At 70.9% G+C, this 19064-nt stretch carries 14 protein-coding genes; 9 read left to right on the top strand and 5 right to left on the bottom strand.

Annotation, left to right across the window (positions count from 1 at the left end; genetic code table 11):
* Positions 1–165: 165 nt before the first annotated feature.
* Positions 166–1893 carry an acyl-CoA dehydrogenase family protein gene (locus tag WMF46_RS40925; RefSeq protein ID WP_437982179.1) on the bottom strand — a complete coding sequence of 576 codons (1728 nt, stop codon included), beginning with the start codon at positions 1891–1893 and terminating at the stop codon, positions 166–168.
* Positions 1894–1958: 65 nt separating this feature from the next.
* Entirely contained in the window at positions 1959–3902 is a 1944-nt protein-coding gene (locus WMF46_RS40920) for an HDIG domain-containing metalloprotein (protein ID WP_437982178.1), read from the bottom strand.
* 523 nt (positions 3903–4425) lie between these two features.
* Here WMF46_RS40920 and folP point away from each other — a divergent pair.
* The 3 genes from folP to WMF46_RS40905 are packed head-to-tail and all read left to right on the top strand — an operon-like array spanning position 4426 to position 7581.
* The gene (folP, locus tag WMF46_RS40915) at positions 4426–5349 is read left to right on the top strand and encodes a dihydropteroate synthase (protein ID WP_437982177.1); all 924 of its coding nucleotides are present in this window, start codon (positions 4426–4428) and stop codon (positions 5347–5349) included.
* Positions 5342–6646 (top strand): diadenylate cyclase CdaA, encoded by a 1305-nt coding sequence (cdaA, locus tag WMF46_RS40910; protein ID WP_437982176.1) that lies wholly within the window; start codon positions 5342–5344, stop codon positions 6644–6646. The genes folP and cdaA overlap by 8 nt, the downstream gene beginning before the upstream one ends.
* Positions 6643–7581 carry a CdaR family protein gene (locus WMF46_RS40905; protein ID WP_437982175.1) on the top strand — a complete coding sequence of 313 codons (939 nt, stop codon included), beginning with the start codon at positions 6643–6645 and terminating at the stop codon, positions 7579–7581. Before cdaA ends, WMF46_RS40905 begins: the two co-directional genes overlap by 4 nt.
* Positions 7582–7721: 140 nt before the next feature.
* Here the strand turns inward: WMF46_RS40905 and WMF46_RS40900 are convergent, their stop codons facing one another.
* Positions 7722–8207 (bottom strand): nitrate reductase associated protein, encoded by a 486-nt coding sequence (locus tag WMF46_RS40900; RefSeq protein ID WP_437982174.1) that lies wholly within the window; start codon positions 8205–8207, stop codon positions 7722–7724.
* 100 nt (positions 8208–8307) lie between these two features.
* On the opposite strand from WMF46_RS40900, the gene WMF46_RS40895 reads away from it, so the two are divergent.
* On the top strand, positions 8308–9009 hold the full coding sequence (locus WMF46_RS40895; RefSeq protein WP_437545897.1) for a hypothetical protein: 702 nt from the start codon (positions 8308–8310) through the stop codon (positions 9007–9009).
* Between the two features lie 1259 nt (positions 9010–10268).
* A complete protein-coding gene (locus tag WMF46_RS40890) occupies positions 10269–11615 on the top strand; it encodes a carbohydrate porin (RefSeq protein WP_437982173.1) in 1347 nt (448 codons plus the stop codon).
* Positions 11616–11711: 96 nt separating this feature from the next.
* Here the strand turns inward: WMF46_RS40890 and WMF46_RS40885 are convergent, their stop codons facing one another.
* Both WMF46_RS40885 and glpK read right to left on the bottom strand, forming a co-directional pair.
* On the bottom strand, positions 11712–12497 hold the full coding sequence (locus WMF46_RS40885) for a UPF0158 family protein (RefSeq protein ID WP_437545893.1): 786 nt from the start codon (positions 12495–12497) through the stop codon (positions 11712–11714).
* A 276-nt stretch (positions 12498–12773) separates the two neighbouring features.
* Positions 12774–14318, bottom strand: coding sequence for a glycerol kinase GlpK (gene glpK / locus WMF46_RS40880; RefSeq protein WP_437982172.1), 1545 nt, complete (start codon positions 14316–14318; stop codon positions 12774–12776).
* Positions 14319–14554: 236 nt separating this feature from the next.
* Between glpK and WMF46_RS40875 the strand changes: the two genes are divergently transcribed.
* The 4 genes from WMF46_RS40875 (at position 14555) to WMF46_RS40860 (ending at position 18987) form a co-directional block, all read left to right on the top strand.
* Positions 14555–16438, top strand: coding sequence for an adenylate/guanylate cyclase domain-containing protein (locus WMF46_RS40875; RefSeq protein ID WP_437982171.1), 1884 nt, complete (start codon positions 14555–14557; stop codon positions 16436–16438).
* Between the two features lie 122 nt (positions 16439–16560).
* A complete protein-coding gene (locus WMF46_RS40870; RefSeq protein WP_437982170.1) occupies positions 16561–17514 on the top strand; it encodes an acetyl-CoA carboxylase carboxyltransferase subunit alpha in 954 nt (317 codons plus the stop codon).
* Between the two features lie 55 nt (positions 17515–17569).
* Positions 17570–17971 carry a hypothetical protein gene (locus WMF46_RS40865; protein WP_437982169.1) on the top strand — a complete coding sequence of 134 codons (402 nt, stop codon included), beginning with the start codon at positions 17570–17572 and terminating at the stop codon, positions 17969–17971.
* Entirely contained in the window at positions 17968–18987 is a 1020-nt protein-coding gene (locus WMF46_RS40860) for a Gfo/Idh/MocA family protein (RefSeq protein WP_437982168.1), read from the top strand. The genes WMF46_RS40865 and WMF46_RS40860 overlap by 4 nt, the downstream gene beginning before the upstream one ends.
* Positions 18988–19064: the final 77 nt, after the last annotated feature.

Raw genomic sequence — 19064 nt, 5'->3', positions numbered from 1 at the left:
GATCAAACTATAGAGCAATCCGTCCGGGCGGTGAGCTGAAAACGTCCCGAAACAGAGCGCAGCTCACAATGAATGAGCGTACTGCGCCGAAGCGCGTGTGTGACTCTATGCGACTCGATGTGACTTGATGTGAATCGATGTCCGCCGAGGTGCGGCAGACTGCGATTACAGGATGTCGAAGGGGTAGGCGCGATCCGCATAAGCTCGCACCGCGATGGCCTTGCGCAGCTCGTCGTCGTTCTTCTGGAAGTCAGCGACGTGCTGCCTCAGCCGCTTCTGCGCGATGCCGGTGAACACGGTCGTGAGATCGATCTCCCGCCGCGCCCCGTCCTCCCCGCGCCGCTCGATGGCCCGGGTCGTGCGCGAGATGCACGCGGCCATGCAGTACAGGTCGATGGCCATCTCCGCGATGCGGCGCTGCGCGTACTGCATCTCCGCGATCTCCCGCCCGTGCTTCCGGAGCACGTCCTCGCTGTGGGTGGCGAGCTCGGCCGTGCAGTCCTCGAAGATCACCGCCTCCCGGCTGAGCAGCGGGTGCGCCTTCGACATCCGCTCGCGCCCGAGCACCGACCGCGCCTTGCGGAGCGCGAAATCGCTGAGCAGCCCGAAGCCCTTGATGGGCTCTCGCATCGCCTTCGCGACGTCCGCGAGCGACTTGCCCGGGCCGCTCATCCCGGAGAGCGCCATGAAACAGCGCAGGATCTCGTTCGTCCCCTCGAAGATCATGTTGATCCGCGCGTCGCGCAGGTGCCGCTCGTAGGGGTACTCCTCCATGTAGCCGATGCCGGCCGCGATCTGGAGCGTCTCGTTGACCACGAACCACAGGGTCTCGCTCCCCATGACCTTGCAGATCGCGCTCTCGATCGAGAAGTCGGGGACCTTGGCGTCGGCGAGGCTCGCCGTCAGGTACGTGATGGACTCGAGCGCGTACGTGTGCGCCAGCATCGTCGCGATCTTGTCCTTGATGAGCCCGAAGTCGCCGATGCTCCGGCCGAACGCGCGCCGCTCCTGGACCCGGTCGAGCGCCATCCGGATCAGCGTGTTGCACGCGCCCACGCACCCCGCCGAGAGCCCGAGGCGCCCGTTGTTGAGCACCTCGACGGCGACCTTGAAGCCCTTGCCGACCTCGCCCAGCACGTTCTCGCGCGGGACCTTCACGTCGTCGAAGAAGAGCTCCGTCGTCGACGAGCCGCGGATCCCGAGCTTCTGCTCGTTCGGCCCGCTCTTCACGCCCATGCTCCGCTCCACGATGAAGGCGGTGAGCTTCGGCTTCTTGCCCTCCTCGAGCGCCGAGGTCCGGGCGAACACCGTGAAGACGTCGGCGAAGCCGCCGTTCGTGATCCAGATCTTCGACCCGTTCAGGGTGTAGTACGAGCCGTCGGCCGACAGCTCGGCGCGCGTCCTGATCGCCGCGGCGTCGGAGCCGGCGCCCGGCTCCGTCAGGGCGAAGGCCGCCATCCACTCGCCGGTCGCGAGCTTCGGGAGATAGCGCTGCTTCTGCTCCTCCGTCCCGAAGAGCTGGATCGCCTTGAAGCCGATCGACTGGTGCGCGCCGAGCGTGACGGCGATCGACGCGTCGAGCCCGCCGATCTCCTGCATCACGCGCGCATACGCCATGTTGCTGAGGTTGACGCCGCCGTGCTCGGAAGGGATCTGCAGGCCCATCAGGCCGAGCCGCTTCATCTCGGCCATGACGCCCGGATCGATGGCGTGCTCCCGGTCGATCCGGCTGCTGTCGACGCTCGACGCGAAGAACCGCCGCACGCTGTCGAGCATCATCGACGTCGTCTCCCGGTCCTCGGCGGGCATCTCGGGATACGGGAAGATGATGTCCTCGGCGATGATGCCGTGGAAGAGGGCCTTCATGAAGCTCTGCTCGATCGTGGGAGGCATCGGACCTTCCTTTCCTGGAGCAGGCCGCTCGGCCTCCGCGGGAGCGCGCGGCGCGCTCGGCCTGCTCAGTGCGTCTTCCTCGGCGTCCGCACGGACTCCGCCGGGCTCTCGTCCTTCACGGGCCCTCCGGCTTCGTCCACGACGACGGGCGCGACCGCGCCCCGCGCGCTCGAGGAGGGCGGCGGGGCAGCGCCTCGCACGCTCGCGGGAGGCGGCGGGGCAGCGCCTCGCACGCTCGCGGGGGGCGGCGGGGGAGCGCCCCGCACGCTCGCGGGGGGCGGCGGGGTCCCGTCTCGACCCGGCGCGCTGGACGCGGGGACGGGCGTGGGCGTGCCGGGGCGCGTGGGGTGCGGCGTGACCGTCGGCGGCGCAGGCGTGTGCCCGGCGCGATCGCTCTCGCGCTGCCACGGGTACTTGATGCGCCCGTGGTACATGTTGACCAGCGTCGACGCCATCCGGCTCGTCATGATGCGCAGGTCCTCGATCGTCAGCCCGGATTGATCGAGCTGGCCAGACGCGAGCTTCGAGAACATCACCCGCTGGATCATCTCCTCGAACTTCTTGTGCTCGGGCGGCCAGATGGTCCGCGACGCCGCCTCGATGGAGTCGACGAGCATCAGGATGGCCGTCTCCTTCGTCTGCGGCTTCATGCCGGGATAGCGGAAGTGCTCCTGCGTCAGGTCCTTCGGGTTCCCGTGCTCGACGCACTTGTGCCAGAAATACTCGACGACCTGCGTGCCGTGGTGGGTGTACGCGAACTCGACAACCGGCTCGGGGATGTTGCCCTCACGCAGGATCTTCGTGCCCATCACGACGTGCGCCATGATCGCGTCGGCGCTCACCTCCGGATCGAGCTCCTCGTGCGGCGATCGCTCGCCGGGCGGGAGGTTCTCGATGAAGTACTTGGGCTGCACCGTCTTGCCGAGGTCGTGGTAGTAGGCGCCCACGCGCGTCAGCAGCGCGTCGGCGCCGATCGCCGCGGCCGAGGCCTCGGCGAGGTTCGCCATCGCGCGCGCGTGCTCCCAGCTGCCCGGCGCCTCCGCCGCCATCTTCTTGAGCAGCGGCTGCTCCAGGTCGGTGAGGTCGAGCAGCTTGTCGCGGGGCACGTGCCCCATCGCCCGCTCGGCCGGCTCCCTCAGGCTCCGACCGAGCACGCCGACGAGCAGCCCCCCGCCGACGCAGGCGAGCACGTTCGAGCCGAGCCAGCGCTTCAGATCGGCGCCGAGATCGAAGCTCCCCTCGAACAGCACGGTCAGCGCGATGAACCCGATCGCGCCGGCGATGCCCGCCAGGCTGCCCGCGACGAACAGCTGCCGCGAGCCCTTGCGCTTGAAGAAGAACATCGTCGCGGCGATGCCGCGCACGAGCAGCACCGACAGGAGCACGACGTCGAACCTGAGCAGCGACGACGCGATGAACGCGACCCCGACCTCGACGAGGAACGCGGTCCGCCGATCGAACGCGATCGCCACCCAGAGCGGGAGCGCCGCGACCGGCATCCAGAACTCGGGCAGCGCCGTGAAGAGCAGGAGGAGCTTCGCGACGATGAGCGAGCCCGTCATCAGGACGAACATGCCCACCTGCGTGCGGAGCAGCCGCACCCGGTTCTGCCCGAAGCGACGCAGGTAGACCGTCAGCATCAGGCAGACGATCAAGTAGATGGCGTACATGCTCGCGAGGCGCGCGCCGAGCCCGGGCCGCCGCATCCGCCGCACCGTCTCGTACGCCATCGCGGCGTTGTGATCCTCGTTGTGCTCCGAGAGGACCGTGCCGCGCGGCACGATCACGCGCCTGTGCTCGTACGAAAGCGTGAAGTTCCCGTCGTGCGTGTCGCGCACGATCCGCGGACCGTACGGGACGCGCAGCGTCACGGGCGCAGGCATGCCCATCTCGGGGCTGAGCGCAGGGATGAAGAGCTCGCCCACGCCGAGCACGGCGAAGCACGCCGCGAAGAGGGCGCTCAAGACGAAGCCGGCGAGGGGACCTGCCCGGATACGCGTGCGCAGCATGGAACCGCTCGGTCTCGTCCGCTGGTGCAGCCTGAGAAACGGTTGACGGGGCACGCTCGCGCGTGTCCCCGCCTCCTCCACCGGACGACCGCGAGGGGCCGCCGATGTCAATGTGTAGGCGGGACCCTAGCAAAGAAGCAAGGCCGAGTCAGCGGCGCGCGGAGCGTGGGGGAGGGGGGCCCGGCGCCGCGACCCCCTGCTTCTCCTTGCTTCTCCTCGCCTGATTGCCTCCGTTCTCTGCGTGCCCTCCGGTCCCTCCGTCCCGTGTCTTCCCCATGGTTCGCGCTGAATCCCCGCCCGAGCGTGGGGGCGGCCGCCGGGAAGCCGGCGCCCGAGGCGAATGTGGACGCCGGTGCGCCGTCCAACGCCGGCGCGCGCCCGTCGGCCCAGCCGGCGTTGGCGGAGCGCGACGCGCCGGACCCCCCCTCGCGATGTTCCAATTGCTCCTGGAAAACATCGATTCGAGCAGACAATTGCCGTTCGGCGCAAAAGTTGCTACCCACAGGAAATGTCCCCGCTGCGCATGCTGCTCGAACGCCGCAGGAGCGTGGTGATCATGGGGGTCCTGAACCGCACGCCGGACTCGTTCTCCGACGGCGGTCGCTTCGCGGATGAAGATACGGCTCTCGCGCAGATCGATGCGATGCTCTCCGAGGGGGCAGACATGATCGACATCGGCGCGGAGTCGACGCGGCCGGGCGCGCGGCCCGTGCCGGATGACGAGCAGATCGCGCGCATCGGCGGGAGCGTGCGCGACGCGGTGAAGAGGGGAGCGGTGGTCTCCATCGACACGACCTCTCCCGCCGTCGCGGCGCGCGCGCTCGACGATGGCGCGGCCGTGGTCAACTCGATCTCGCTCGACAGCGCGGCGGAGCTCGGCGCGCTCTGCGCTCGGCGCGGGGCGTCGCTCGTGCTCATGCACAGCCGCGGCCCGATGTCGGCGATGGCCGGCTTCTCCGCGTATCCCGACGACGCCTACGACGACGTCGTGGCCGACGTGGCCCGCGAGTGGTCGAGCGCCGCCGCGCGGGCGCTCGAGGCAGGCTTGCCGGAGGGCGAGCTCGTCCTCGATCCGGGCCTCGGCTTCGCGAAGAACGCGCGGCAGTCGCTCGAGCTGTGCGCCAGGCTGCACGAGCTGTGCGCCCTCGGCTTTCCCGTGCTCGTCGGGCCGAGCCGCAAGTCGTTCCTGGCGCGCGCCGCGGCCTCGGAGGCCGCGGGGCGAGGCGACGGCGGGGAAGCTCCGCTCGCGCCGCCCCCGGACCGCCTCGGCGGCACCGTCGCCGCCGCGATCGCGTGCGCGGCGCGCGGCGCCGCGGCCGTCCGTGTCCACGACGTCCGCCCCGTGCGCCAGGCCCTCGACGTGATGCGCGCGATCGAGCGCGCGGGCGCCGGCGACCGTCGGCGCCCGGACGGCCCCGTCGCCCAGGGGGCGCGCGGCGATGGTTGAAGGGTTCCTCCGACTCTTCTCGGTGAGGCCGGCGACGCAGGTCATCCGGGACTTCTTCGACATCTTCATCGTCGCCTACGTCGTCTATCGCGCGCTCCTCGTGCTGCGCGGCACCCGCGCGATGCAGATGGGCCTCGGGCTCGGCATCGTCTTCCTCATCTATCTCGGGGCGAAGATCTTCGGCCTGACCACGCTCCTCAACCTCCTCTCCTGGCTCCTCTCCTCGATCATCCTCATCGTGGTCGTCGTCTTCCAGAACGACATCCGCCGCGCCCTCATCCGCGTGGGCGGCAGCAACTGGTTCACGAGCGGACGCGAGCAGCAGTCGCGCGTCATCGACGAGGTCGTGGCCGCCGCGACCGAGCTCGCCCGCCACCGCATGGGCGCGATCATCGCCTTCGAGCAGGACGCCAACGTGCTGGAGTTCGTGAAGAGCGAGGGGATCCACATCGACTCGGTCGTCACCCGAGAGCTGCTCGTCTCGCTGTTCGTCCCCGAGTCGGTGAACAAGCTGCACGACGGCGCGGTGCTGATCCGAGACCTCAAGATCGCGCGCGCCGGCGTCTTCTTCCCGATGCCGGAGACCAAGATCCTGGACGCCAGCCTCGGCTCCCGCCACCGCGCCGCGCTCGGGATCACCGAGGAGACCGACGCGGTCGTCGTCGTCGTCAGCGAGGAGCGCGGCACGATCAGCTTCTGCTTCAGCGGCAACATCGTCTCGAACCTCGACGGCCAGTCGCTGCGGCACGCGCTGCTCGGGCTCTTCGGTCGCTCGTCGCGCAGGCGGCGCTTCGCCAAGAAGGTCGCCCAGGTCGGCCGCGCGAGCCTCCCCACGCCGGTGCGCGGCCCCGCCGTGGGCGCGACGCAAGGCGCCGGGCAGGCCCACGAGCCCGGCAAGCCCGCCGCCGTGAAGCCCGCGCCGATCGAGGCCAAGCCAGCAGCGCCGGTCTCGAAGACGTCCTCGATGATCAAGGCGGCCGTGGACCCCGACGCGCGGCCGATGGCGCGGATGTCGACGTCCACGCCGATGCGCTCGAGCTCCGAGGCGCGCGCCGCGACGGGATCCAGCGCCGACCTGCGCGCCGCGGCCGGGGCCGGCGCCGGGGGGCCGGTCGCGCCGCAGGACGCGGATCGCCCGTCCGAGCGCGGCCGGCCGGCGATGGTCGACGTCCCCGCGGCGGCCGCGACCGACTCTCCCGTCCCGTCGCAGCGCACCTTCGTCCCGACCGGGCAGGCCGCGGCGACCGCCGCATCCAAGGGGAGCGCGGAGGGGATGCCCCCGCGAGATGAGCCATGACGCTTGCCGGCATCCGCGAGGCGCTCCGCTCGGCGCTGCTCGACAACCTCGGCCTCAAGCTGCTCTCGATCACCTTCGCGCTGTGCCTCTACGCCTTCATCCACGGCGCGGAGAACGCGCAGCGCACGCTGATGCTCAGCGTCGTCTCGATCCTCCCGCCCGAGTCGAGCAACCGGCAGCTCATGACCCAGATCCCGAACGAGGTGGCGGTCACGGTGCACGGCTCCCGGACGCAGCTCGACGACCTGCGCGCCGAGAGCCTCGGGACGCTGCGGCTCGATCTCCGCAACGGCACGGTGACGCACATCGACCTCGACGCGTCGATGTTCCACGTGCCGGCCGGGCTGATGGTCGAGCAGATGTACCCGTCGACGATCGAGCTCGGGTGGGACGACGTCGTCACCCGGGCCATCCCGGTGCACGTCCCCCGCACCGGGGACGCCGCGCAGGGGTTCCTCGTGAAGGGGATGGTCTCGGTCGAGCCGCCGATGGTCAGCGCCCGCGGCCCGCGCTCGGTCGTCGACGTGATGCAGCTCGCGCGCACCGCGCCGTTCGACATCAGCGGGCTCACGGAGGGCGCCTACCAGCGGCAGCTGGCGCTCGATCGGCCGCCGAAGCTCGTGACGTACAGCTTCGAGAGCGTGATGGCGACGCTCGAGATCGGGCGCGAGCTCGCCACGCGGACGTTCGAGCGCAAGGTCGAGGTGATCGGCATCCCGCGCGCGACGGTCGCGCCGGCCGTGGTGCAGGTGAGGATCACGGGGACGCCGGAGGACGTGGGCGCCGTCAACGCCGACGCGATCGTGGCGCGCGTGGAGCCCAAGGCGGCGAACCTCGATCTGAGCCAGCCGGGCAGCGACTTCCTCGACGTGCTCGTCGACGTTCCGCGCGTCACCGCGGAGGTCAACCCGTCGAAGGTCATGGTGAAGTGGTGAGCGCGGCGCGCTGACGCTCCGCCGCCGCGGACGTCAGCGCGAGGGGACCACGAGCTCGCCCCGCGCGAGCCGCGCGAGCCGCGCGGACAGCGCGCTCACCCGCGCCTTCGTCGCGCCCGGGATCCTCGCCGCGGCCTGGTTCACGGCGAGCGCGTTGCGCCGGCGTCCCGGGACAGCCCGAGCTCGCCGAGCAGCGCGCGCAGCTTCTCGGGCCCGCGCTTCGGATCGGCGAGCTTGACGATGGCGTAGCGCTCCTCCTCGGTCAGCTCCGCCAGGCGGCCGAGCGCGCCCTCGTCGAGCGCGCCGTCCGGGCCGAGCCGCTCGCGCAGCCGCGCGCTGACGCTGTCCCGATCCCAGGCGGCGCGGCGCACCGGCGCGCCCGCGAGGGGGGCGAGGGCGACCCCGGCGCGCTCCGCGAAGCCGCGGAGCACCTCGGCGTAGACGGCGACGTCCTCGTCCGTGTCGGCCGGCAGGTGACACAGGGCGAGCCGCTCCGCGCGCGACAGCGCCTGCCACCCCGCGAGCGAGATCTTGATCTCGGCGAGGTCCAGCTTCCGCCGCACCGAGAGCGGCACACAGTCGAGCAAGGTGTGGACCTCGCCCTCGAGCGCGAATTGCCTGTACATGGTGGCGCCATTCTATACCCGCTGCCCGCGCCCCGGACGCTCCGCGAGCGCGGCGCTGCCAGGAATGGGATGCGCGGCGCGGTTGCGCTAGCCTGCCGATGTGCGCCGCTCCGGGCTCCTCACGACGCTGCTCGCGTCGCTCGCGCTCGCGTCGCTGACGCCGAGCGCCCACGGCCAGGTCGCGCCGTCGGCGGCGGCGCCGGTGCCGCTCGACCGCGTCGTCGTGCGCTGGCACGCGCCGGAGACGGGCGGCGTGCGCCGGCCTCAGTTCATCTTCGAGCGGGAGCTCGCCTTCGAGGCCCGCCTCGAGGCGCTCGCCGATCCCGACGCGGAGCCCGGGCTGTACCGGGACAGGCATGTCCGCGCCGCGCTCGACAGGCACATCGCGGAGACGCTGCTCGCCAGCTTGCCCATCTCGCCGGCGCCGACCTCGGCCGAGGTGGCGCAGCGGGCCGAGGCCGCCCGGATCGCGCTGGAGCAGCGCGCTCGCGGGCGCGCGCGCCTCCTCGCCGCGGCGGCCGCCGAGGGGATGAGCTCCGACGAGCTCGACGCGCTGCTGCGCCGCCAGGCGCGCGCGAGCCTGTACCTGGATCGCATGGTCGCGCCGATGCTCGAGCCCACCGATTTCGAGCTCAAGATCGTCCTGCGCTCCGGCGCCACGCCGTTCAAGGATCAACGCTACGAGGAGGTCGCCCCCGCGCTGAAGCGCTGGTATGTCGGGCAGCGGCTCGCCCAGGCGCTCGACGCGTACTACCAGAACGCGCGGGCCCGGGTCTCCTTGAGCATCATGCCCGCTCGCTGAGCCGCGCCGAGCGACCGGCTGCGCGCCACGTCGAGCCGCACGACCGGGCGGCAGGAGAGCAGAAGTCCATCTCGCGGGTCGATTCCACCTCTGGTTACGAAGGACAGCACCAGACATCGTGAAGAGGGCTCACGAGCCGTCGTTCATGCGGAGGATGGAGGCCTCTCTTTCAACAACTCAGGCGCTCGGCGCGGCGAGCCGCTGGCATGGAGGCGCTCGCCGCAACCGCGCCCGGAGGCCTGCCAGGCACCACCCAGCCTCGCCGAAGCAGATGGGATGTCTCGGGGCGACAGCGCAACGCCCTTCCTGGACAAGAACATGTCCACCCGCGCTGCACTGCAATCGAGACTGACCCGCTCTGGATCAGCGGCGATCGTTGCGCCGTTGCAACGCGATGCGTTATCGTGTCGACCGTGGGCGATCTGCCTGCGCTCTGCGGCACGGTCCTGCGCGCACGCGCAGGATCCGCTCGCTGGCGCGGCGCATTCGTTGCGCCGGCGAGCGTCAATGACGCTCAGCGGGGCCGGCGGCTCGCCCTGGGTTCAACCCAGGAGAGAGACGAGCACCTGGCGACGCCCCGGCCGGGTATCGACATGAAATGCCAGGTTCGAGGTCCCGAAACACGCGCCACACGGTCGCGCGCGGCGGCGCCATCGCCCTGCGAAAGCGCAGCTGGTCGGGGCTCGCCAATGCAGCCTTCCTGTCCGTGTCACGCGCGTGGCGCGCACCCGGTAACGCACCAGGGGGCACCCGTGAATTCTTCTGGCAACACTTCAGCCAGCGCGAGCTTGTTTTGGTGCGATGCGTCATTTTAGGCCCCCCTTCCTGGCCCTGGAAGACAGCCGGTTCTGCTTAACCAAGTGATTTCGATTACTTAATAATAACGCGCCGCAGAAGATGACAAACTGCCGAAGGGTGTTCGGAGACCTTTGACATGAACAGAACGTTCCTGTTAACTGTGCCCCCCGCGGGCCCCGCATGTGTGGCAGCGGGTGGCTCTTTCCTACAGAGTCAACTTGGATTCTCTTGACAGGCCACTACCTCTGCCGCGCTTGGCCATCTGGCCGAATCACCTCCCATCACCCCAAAGCACACTCCCAGAGAATGGATAGGAGCGTCGTTCGATGACATCACTTATGAGAGACAGGTCGTCGGTCCCCAGCAAGCGAATCGCGGGTCGGCGCGCCGCTGTCCGAGCCCTCGGGCTGCTTTCCGTCTCCGCCCTTTGCCTCACGGCGGCGCCGCGGTCGGCTCACGCGGTGGGGAGCGAGAATTTTGAGTGGCACTGGTACTCACGCCTCGGCATGGCGTGGTCCCCGACCCTCGGGCAGAACATCCAGGGCGCGTCCCTGAACCTGCTCGGGTTCGGCATCGGCGGCCGCTACGAAGAGGGCGATTACTCCGAGCCGTCGTTCGTCGCGCACGTGGTGAAGGGCGCGACGCCGGATGACTTCTACGTCAAGTCCGAGATGACGTTCGCCATCTGGAACCAGTACGGCGGGCCGTTCATGCAGCCGTCCTCGAACGGTGGCCAGTCGATCACGGTGCAGTTCAACCAGGCGTACATCGAGGCCGGCAACTTCCTCGTCCCGGGCCTCAGCGTCTGGGGCGGCGCGAAGTTCTTCCGCGAGCAGTACGCGCCCATCGGCGACTACTTCTACCTCGACGACCTCAGCGGCCAGGGCGGCGGTATCAAGTACGGCGGCCTGCAGCTCGCGATCCTCGGGTATCGGAATTTCGGGGTGGAGGGGACCCCCGGCGCCGCGCCGCCCTTCTACAACTTCGCCACCGGGACCGATCGCTTCCGCACCATCTTCGCCGGTAACTACAAGGCGGAGTTCGGCGGCGAGGCCAAGCACCACGTCAAGGTTCACGGCGAGTTCCACGTCCTGCCGGGCGCGAAGCGGGGCGAGGGCATCCCGGCGCCCCAGCCCCTCGGGAAGGCGGACTTCGGCGGCGTCATCGGCGCGAAGCTGCACCTCGGCCTCGGCCAGGGCAACTTCAGCGACACGGCGGTGCGCTTCGGCACCGGCATCGCCAACGGCGCCGCCGGCGGCGCGAAGACGTACCAGACCTGGGGCGCCCCGAACTCGGACGGCACCTTCTCGGGCTCGTTCGGCATCGAGGCGGTCGAGCACCTCGGCTTCCGGCTCGGCGACGCCGCCGCCCTGGAAGGCCTCGCCACCTTCCACTACACGAAGGCGGCGTACGAGGCGGAGGGCGCCGCTGCCCCCACGTCTCCCGAGAAGCAGATGGACTTCTCGGTCCAGGCGAACGCCACGATCTTCGCGCACAAGAACTTCCACCCCGTCGTCGAGGCCTCGTTCCAGGGCCGGAAGGACGGCGAAGGCGAGCTGGGCACCGCGGTCAAGGTGTCGGTCGTCCCGACCCTCGTGCCGACCGGTGAGCTGAGCGCGGGCGCGCGGCCGCACTTCAAGCTCATCTACTCGCTGGCGATCTACAACGAGGCGGCGAAGAATCAGGCGATGTCCGGCTACCTGCAGAGGACTGGCGCCGGGCAGCCGCTCCCCGGCGGGGCGCCCGGGGAGACCACCGGGTCGACGATCGGCCAGTACATCGGTGCCCGCACCGACTGGTACTTCTAGACCGCTCGACGCTCGAAGCCGCCGCTCCCCTCCGTTCCCCCACCCACCTTCAGGCCAGCGCCCCGGCGCCGCGATCGCGGCGCCGGCGGCGCGCCCTCACGCCGTGTCGCTGCGCGACTCGCTCGCGATCTCCTGCGAAGCAGGCCCGGCGTCGTCGTCTACCGGCCCCTGGGCCTCGTGGTAGTGGTGCGCGAACGAGCGCGCCGCGCGGCGCGCCTTCAGGAACTCCGCGAACGCCGTCAGCGTGTCGAGATCCCGTGGACCGAGCGCCTCGGCGATGTCGCGGAGGTTCTTGCGCAGGCTCTCCACGCTCTTGCCGCGGCGGGGCTCTCGCGTCTCCTCGCGCTCGCGCGCCGGCGGCTCCACCGCAGGGACCGCCGGGACGATCGGCTCCGGACGAGACGGCACCTCCGGCACCCACAGCGGGCGAGGGACCGGGTTCAGCGCGTGGGCGCTGAGCCACGCCTCCATGAAGATCCGCAGCCGCTCGCTACGGAACGCGAACCAGCGCTCCCGCTCCGGACCGTAGGACATCAACACATCCTTGAAGCGACGGAACGCGCCCTTGCCATCGATCGCCTGGCTGAGCTTCGCCTGGAGATCCATGTCTTCCACCATCGGGATGTAGCGCTCCATCCACCGGTACTGCTCGCGCGAGCTCACGGGATCGATCCGGAGGTAGTTCGCGTCTGCCGCGATGCGCGCGTGCATCTGCGGATCCGCCACGCCGTCGACCACCCGCAGCACGTCGCCCGTGCCGAGGTGCAGGTACGAGTGCACCTCTGGGGCGTTGTTCTCGAAGGCGTCCTCCAGCGCCTCCCAGTCGATCGGGATGTCGCGAACGGCCGTCCCGCCGGCTGAAGCATTCTCGGTAGTCGGCATGTCCTCCTCGTCTCCATCGAAAGCAGCGAGGCGGCGGTGGGCTGGCCGCGCGCCTCGGTTCAAGTGCACCAAGTTTGAACGGAAATGCGCCGTCGTCATAGCACTCTACGCTGGTTGGGGGCTTCTGGGCCTAACTCTCGCAACCTAGGGTTGATTCCTTGATCCGGAAGCCCGTTCGGCCGCCGAGCCGCGGCGCGATGACGGCTCGGGAGAGAGCTTCGGAAGACCTGGTTCAAGCGGAAAACAGCGTGGAAATTCAGGGGAATCGGCGAGTGCTCAGCTGCGCTTCGCGCGCGTGCGGGCGATGGCGTCGGCCCAGCGGTGGAGGTGGGCGGATCGAGCCGCTTCGCTCATCGCGACCTGGAAGCTCTGCCCCACACGGGACATGCGGGCCGCGTCCTCCTTCGTGAGGAAGAGGCCGGCGCCGACCCCGGCGAGCATCGCCGCGCCTCGCGCCGTCGTCTCCAGGTCGGTGGGGCGCTCGATAGCGACGTTCGCCACGTCCGCCTGGAACTGCATGAGCAGGTCGTTCGCGGCGGCGCCGCCGTCCACGCGCATCCGGCGCAGCGGGTGGCCCAGGTCGTCGGCCATGGCCCGCACGAGATCCGTCACGGAGAGCGCGATTCCCTCGAGCGTCGCGCGGGCGAGGTGCGCCGCGGTCGTGCCGCGCGTCACCCCGGAGATGATCCCGCGAGCGTCCGGATCCCAGTAGGGCGCGCCGAGGCCCGAGAGCGCCGGGACGAACGTGACGCCCTCGCTCGATGGCACGCTGCGGGCGAGCGCCTCGATCTCCGCCGCGCTCTTGATGAGGCCCAGCCCGTCGCGGAGCCACTGCACCGCCGCACCGGCGATAAAGGCGCTTCCCTCGAGCGCAAAGACCACCTCGGAGCCGATCTTCCACCCGACGGAGGTGAGCAGGCCGAAGCGGCTCCTGAGCGGGCGATCGCCGATGTTGGTCAGCACGAACGCGCCGGTGCCATAGGTGCACTTCGCGTCGCCCGTCGCGAAGCAGGCCTGGCCGAAGAGGGCCGCCTGCTGGTCGCCCGCGATGCCGGCGATCGGGATGCCGTCGGGCAGGTGCGGGAAGCCGCGAGTCGCCGCGATGCGGCCCGCCGAGCCCACGATCTGCGGCAAGAGCGAGCGCGGGATCTGGAGCATCGCGAGCATCGCGTCGTCCCAGCTCAGCGAGGCGAGGCTCATGAGCAGGGTGCGCGACGCGTTGGTGACGTCGGTCGCGTGCACCGGCGAGCCGCCGGCCGCGTCGCCCGAGAGCCGCCAGACGAGGAAGCTGTCGATGGTGCCGAAGCAGAGCTCGCCGCGCTCGGCGCGCGCGCGCGCGCCGGGCACGTTGTCGAGGAGCCACGCGAGCTTCGTGCCGCTGAAGTACGGATCGAGCACGAGGCCGGTGGTCTCCTCGACCGCCTGCTCGTGGCCCGCGGCGCGGAGCTCGGCGCAGCGCGCCGCCGTGCGGCGGTCCTGCCACACGATCGCGCGGTGGATCGGGCGCCCGGTCGCGCGCTCCCAGACGAGCGTCGTCTCGCGCTGGTTCGTGATGCCGATGGCCTTGATCGCGCTGCCGGCCACGCCTGCCGCCCTGAGCGTCTCGCCCACGGCATCCTGAACGCTCTGCCAGATCTCCTCCGGGTCGTGCTCGACGAGGCCCGGCTCCGGGAAGTGCTGGCGAAATTCGCGCGTCGCGCGGCCCAGCGTCGCCCCCGACGTGTCCATGAGGAGAGACGTCGTTCCGGTGGTGCCCTGATCGATCGCGAGGAGGTACGCCGAATCCATGCGGCCGACTAACGCGGCGGCATGTGGGCGCATAGCCGTTCCAGGCGACGCCTCCATGAGATGCAGGGCCCGGTCAGCTAATCATCCGGTCAGGTATCCATGCGACAGCCGACGACAGCCGCCCCGGGCGGTCGAGCTCGGCGCAGGTGTTTCCAGCGGGGCGAAGGCGCATTTTGCGCGGCCCGGTGCGGTCGCTCCCCGCGGCCGGCGCTGGACTTCGGCCGGAAAGATTGTCGGTCCGTGCCCGGCTGGGTAATCTGCCAGAACCGATGGCCCGCCTCATCCTGCAGACCGCCGAGGGCCAGCAGGCGATCGATCTGCGACCCGTGAACTCGCTGGGGCGCCACCCGAACAACTCCATCCAGTTGCTCGACAAGATCGTCTCGAAGGAGCACTGCATCATCGAGCAGCGGGGCGATCACTTCGTCCTGCGCGATCTGGGGAGCCTGAACGGCACGTTCATCAACAGCGAGCGTGTCCGGGGCGAAGCGCCGCTGAAGCACGGGGACGAGATCGCCCTGGGGTCGACGCGTGGCCGCTTCGACGATCCGGCCGCCCCGGTCGCGCCGCCCCTCGTCCCGGGCTGGCCGCCCGTGGTCAACCACCAGGGCGCGGCGCCGGCGCAGCCGCCGGGCCACGGGTATCCGCCGCAGCCGCCGCAGTATCAGCGCCAGCCGGCGCAGCCGCCGCTCCCGGGCACGCCGGTGGCGCCGCCGGTGACGCGGCAGCCGTACGTGCCGCCGCCGCCGCTGGGCGCCGGGCCGGGCGGGACCGCGCCGCTGCCGGGGCGCTCGGGGGCGCACGGAGGCTCGTTCGTCGCGCAGGGCACCCGCATCGATGTGAACGATCAGGCCCGGCAGATCGGGACGCAGATCGCCGCGGTCGACAAGGGGTTCCTGGCGTTCGATCGGATCGCCAACGACATGAACCAGCTGCGCGCCGACTACGAGCGGCTGCGCCTGTCGCACGAGCTGTCCCGCGAGATCGCCGCCGAGCGCGACACGACGAAGCTGCTCGAGAAGATCCTCACGAGCGTGTTCAAGTTCATCCGCGCCGACCGCGGGGTGATCTTCCTGCGCAACGAGAACGGCGAGCTCACCCCGCAGGCCATGCAGCGGCGCGACGGGACGACGGCCCCGATCAGCGTGTCGTCGACGATCCTGAACCACGTCGTCCACGAGCGGGCCGCGGTGCTGACCCACGACGCGGCGATGGACTTCGCGGCGTCGAAGGGCAAGAGCATGATCTTGAACCGGATCAGCTCGGCGATCGTCGCCCCGCTGCAGCACAACAGCGAGGTGCTCGGCGTGCTCTGGCTCGACTCGGAGACGCTCGCGCAGTTCCAGCCCAAGGACCTCGAGCTGGTGACGGCCATCGCCTACCAGGCGGCGATGTTCATCGAGATCAACATCCTCGGGAAGAAGATCGAGAACGAGATCGTCACGCGCGAGCAGCTGCGCCGGCTGCTCTCGCCGAACATCGCCGAGCGCGTGCTGAGCGGCCAGCTCGCCGTGAAGCAGGGCGGCCAGCACGTCGAGGAGTGCACCGTCTTCAACAGCGACATCCGCGGCTTCACGCGCATGGCCGAGAGCAAGCGGCCCGAGGAGCTCGTCGAGATGCTGAACCTGTACTTCGAGCGGATGGTCGACACCATCTTCCAGTTCGAAGGCACGCTCGACAAGTTCATGGGCGACGGGATCATGGCGCTCTGGGGCGCGCCGGTCGCCCACCGCGACGATGCGGTCCGCAGCGTGGAGTGCGCCCTGAAGATGGGCGAGGTGCTCGGCGAGTTCAACCGCGAGCGGCTCGAGAAGGGCGAGCTGCCGCTCGCGGTCGGCATCGGGATCCACACCGGCCCGCTCGTCGCCGGGTACATCGGGAGCTCGAAGGCGCTCAGCTACACGGTGATCGGCGACGTGGCGAACACGTCGGCGCGGCTCTGCTCCATCGCGCTGGCCGGACAGATCGTCATCAGCGAGAGCACGTACGCGCAGCTCGGGGGAAGGTTCGAGACTGAGGAGCTCCAGCCCGCCAAGGTGAAGGGCAAGGACAAGCCGGTCACGATCTACAACGTCATCCGGAGCCGGCCGATGTCGCAGGTCCCGGCGAACGCCTTCATCCACGCCGAGCCGACCAACGCCCTGCCCGAATGACCGCGGTGACGCGGCGCCTCGGCCGATCGGCCGGGGCGTGCGCGCGCGTCATCCCGTGGACGATGCAGCGCGGCAGCACAGCGCCGTAGCCGTCCGCCTGCTGCAGCGTTAGGGTCCGGGCCGTGGCTGCTTCGATCCTACCCTTTGAGAAACCTGTCGCAGAGCTCATCGAGAAGGTGCGGGAGCTGCGCGCGCTCGCCGCGGCGGACCCGCGGTTCGAGCCGGAGCTCGCCCAGCTCGAGGACAACACGGGCCGGCTGGCGCGCGAGATCTTCGCGGGCCTCACGCCGATGCAGAAGGTGCTGCTCTCGCGCCACGCGAACCGGCCGTACACGCTCGATTACATCAAGCGGCTCTTCACCGACTGGGTCGAGCTGAGGGGCGATCGGCGCTTCGCCGACGACTGCTCCATCGTGGGCGGGCTCGCGACGTACCACGGGCGGAGCGTTGTGGTGGTGGGCCACCAGAAGGGGCGCGGCGCCAAGGAGAACGTGAAGCGCAACTTCGGGATGCCGCACCCGGAGGGCTACCGGAAGGCCATCCGGCTCTACGAGATGGCCGACAGGTTCGGGCTGCCGATCCTTACGTTCATCGACACGATGGGCGCCTACCCGGGCATCGGCGCGGAGGAGCGCGGCCAGAGCGAGGCGATCGGCGCCGCGCTCGCCGCGATGGCGCGGGTCGGGGTGCCGATCGTGGCGACCGTCATCGGCGAGGGGGGCTCGGGCGGCGCGCTGGCGCTCGGCGTCGCCAACCGGGTGTTGGTGCTCGAGTTCAGCTGTTACTCGGTCATCTCGCCGGAAGGCTGCGCGGCCATCCTCTGGAAGGACGGCTCCCGCGCCGACGAGGCCGCGGCCCGGCTCAAGATCACCGCGCCGGATCTGCTGCAGCTCGGCGTCGTGGACACGATCGTCGAGGAGCCGACCGGCGGCGCGCACCAGGATCACGACGACGCCGCGGTGCGGCTCGACAAGGCGCTCTGGGCGACGCTCTCGTCGATGGACGGGCTCGGGCCGGAGGAGCTCGTCGACGATCGGTACCGCAGGTTCCGCGGGCTCGGGTCGTTCGTGGGTTAGGCGGCGCGCCGCCCCGGCTGGCTCTCCTCGAGCGCCGGGGCTATACGGCTCGCGGATGGACTACGGCAAGGCGGTGCGGATGCTGCTGCTCGTGGGCACCAGCGCCGCCGCCGGCGGCGCGGTCCTCTGGACGCAATCGAGGTTCAACGCCTCGGACCGCAGGACGGCGCTCGGCGTCGTGCAGCAGTATCGCCCCGAGGGCGGCCGGAGCGTGCCGGAGGCGATCGGCGCGCGGCACCCGGGCAAGGCGCCCGCCTGGAGCGCCACCACCGAGTCGGCCTGCTTCCAGCACGTCCGCGTGCGCGCGACGATCGAGGGCGAGGCGCGCGCGCGGTACGACTTCCTCGTCGACATCAACGGGCCCTCGATCCACCCGGGCAACGCCGAGGGCGAGGCGATCCTTGGCGAGCTCACGCTCCGGCCGGCCGAGTCCGCCGCGGCGCCGGGGGCGCCGTGAGCGCCGCGAACGTCCGAGTTGCGCTGGTGGGCTGCGGGCGGTGGGGGGAGAAGCTCCTCCGCGCGCTGTCGGAGAGCGCGCGGGCGCGCGTGGTCGCCGTGGCGGACGTCGACCGCGGCCGCCTCTCGCGGGCGCGCGCGCTCGCCCCGCGGGCGCGGCTCGTGCGCACGATCGACGAGGCGCTGGCCGCGCGCGTGGACGCTGTGATCATCGCGACCCCCGCGGCGAGCCACGCCGAGCTCGCGCTGCGGGCCCTCGAGGCCGGCGCCGACGTCTTCGTGGAGAAGCCGCTGGCCCTCTCCGCCGCGCAGGCCGATCGCTGCGCTTCCCGCGCCGCGGCGCTCGGCCGGATCGGCATGGTCGGCCACCTGCTCCGCTACCACCCCTCCGTTGTGCACCTCGTCGCGCTCGCGCGCGAGCGGCGCCTCGGCGATCTCGTGAGCTTCAGCGCGGCGCGCCTGTCGATGAGCGCCGGCGCAGCCGGCGCCGGCGGCGGGGCCCGGTCGGCGCTCTGGACGCTCGGGCCGCACGACCTCTCGTTGCTCTCGGCGCTCGACTCGAGCCCGCTCGCCGAGGCGCGGGCCCACCTCTCGCCGTGCGGCGAGCTCGTCACGCTCGAGGCGCGCCTCGAGAGCGGCCTCGCGGCGCGGATCGAGCTCTGCTCGTCGAGCCCGACGAAGGAGCGGCGGCTGCGGCTCGTCGGCAGCGCGGGCGTCGCGGTCTTCGACGACGTGCGCGCGCCCGACCGCATCGTGTTCCTGGACGCGCGCGGCGCCGCGGCGGGCGCGCCGGCCGGCGCGCCCGCCGCGCACCTCGAGCTCGCGCCGGCCGGGCGCGAGCTCGAGGTGCCGTGGCGCGAGCCGCTCTCCGTGGAGATCGAGCACTTCCTCCGCTGCGTCGAGGACCGCGCGCCGCCGCTGACGCCGCTCGACGAGGGCGCCGCCGTCGTGCGGCTCCTCGAGCGCGTCGAGGCGACGCTCGCTCCCGTCGACGCGCGGGTGGTCGCCGCAGGGTGACATGCGTGACGTGCGTAACCGCGGTCCGTTCCGGCTAGCCCGAGGCGCCCGGCAGGGCGCGGAGAGCGCCGGCGCGG

The sequence above is a fragment of the Sorangium sp. So ce117 genome (assembly GCF_051524395.1).
GTDB classification, from domain to species: domain Bacteria; phylum Myxococcota_A; class Polyangia; order Polyangiales; family Polyangiaceae; genus Sorangium; species Sorangium cellulosum_B.
The sequence above is the reverse complement of the archived record's forward strand: the minus strand, read 5'-3'. Positions and strand labels throughout refer to the sequence as shown.

Bases quoted from the DNA above. Each gene is read 5' to 3' on its own strand.
- WMF46_RS40925 (WP_437982179.1), bottom strand. From the start codon at position 1,893: ATGCCTCCCACGATCGAGCAGAGCTTCATGAAGGCCCTCTTCCACGGC.
- WMF46_RS40920 (WP_437982178.1), bottom strand. From the start codon at position 3,902: ATGCTGCGCACGCGTATCCGGGCAGGTCCCCTCGCCGGCTTCGTCTTG.
- folP (WP_437982177.1), top strand. From the start codon at position 4,426: ATGCTGCTCGAACGCCGCAGGAGCGTGGTGATCATGGGGGTCCTGAAC.
- cdaA (WP_437982176.1), top strand. From the start codon at position 5,342: ATGGTTGAAGGGTTCCTCCGACTCTTCTCGGTGAGGCCGGCGACGCAG.
- WMF46_RS40905 (WP_437982175.1), top strand. From the start codon at position 6,643: ATGACGCTTGCCGGCATCCGCGAGGCGCTCCGCTCGGCGCTGCTCGAC.
- WMF46_RS40900 (WP_437982174.1), bottom strand. From the start codon at position 8,207: ATGTACAGGCAATTCGCGCTCGAGGGCGAGGTCCACACCTTGCTCGAC.
- WMF46_RS40885 (WP_437545893.1), bottom strand. From the start codon at position 12,497: ATGCCGACTACCGAGAATGCTTCAGCCGGCGGGACGGCCGTTCGCGAC.
- glpK (WP_437982172.1), bottom strand. From the start codon at position 14,318: ATGCGCCCACATGCCGCCGCGTTAGTCGGCCGCATGGATTCGGCGTAC.
- WMF46_RS40875 (WP_437982171.1), top strand. From the start codon at position 14,555: ATGGCCCGCCTCATCCTGCAGACCGCCGAGGGCCAGCAGGCGATCGAT.
- WMF46_RS40865 (WP_437982169.1), top strand. From the start codon at position 17,570: ATGGACTACGGCAAGGCGGTGCGGATGCTGCTGCTCGTGGGCACCAGC.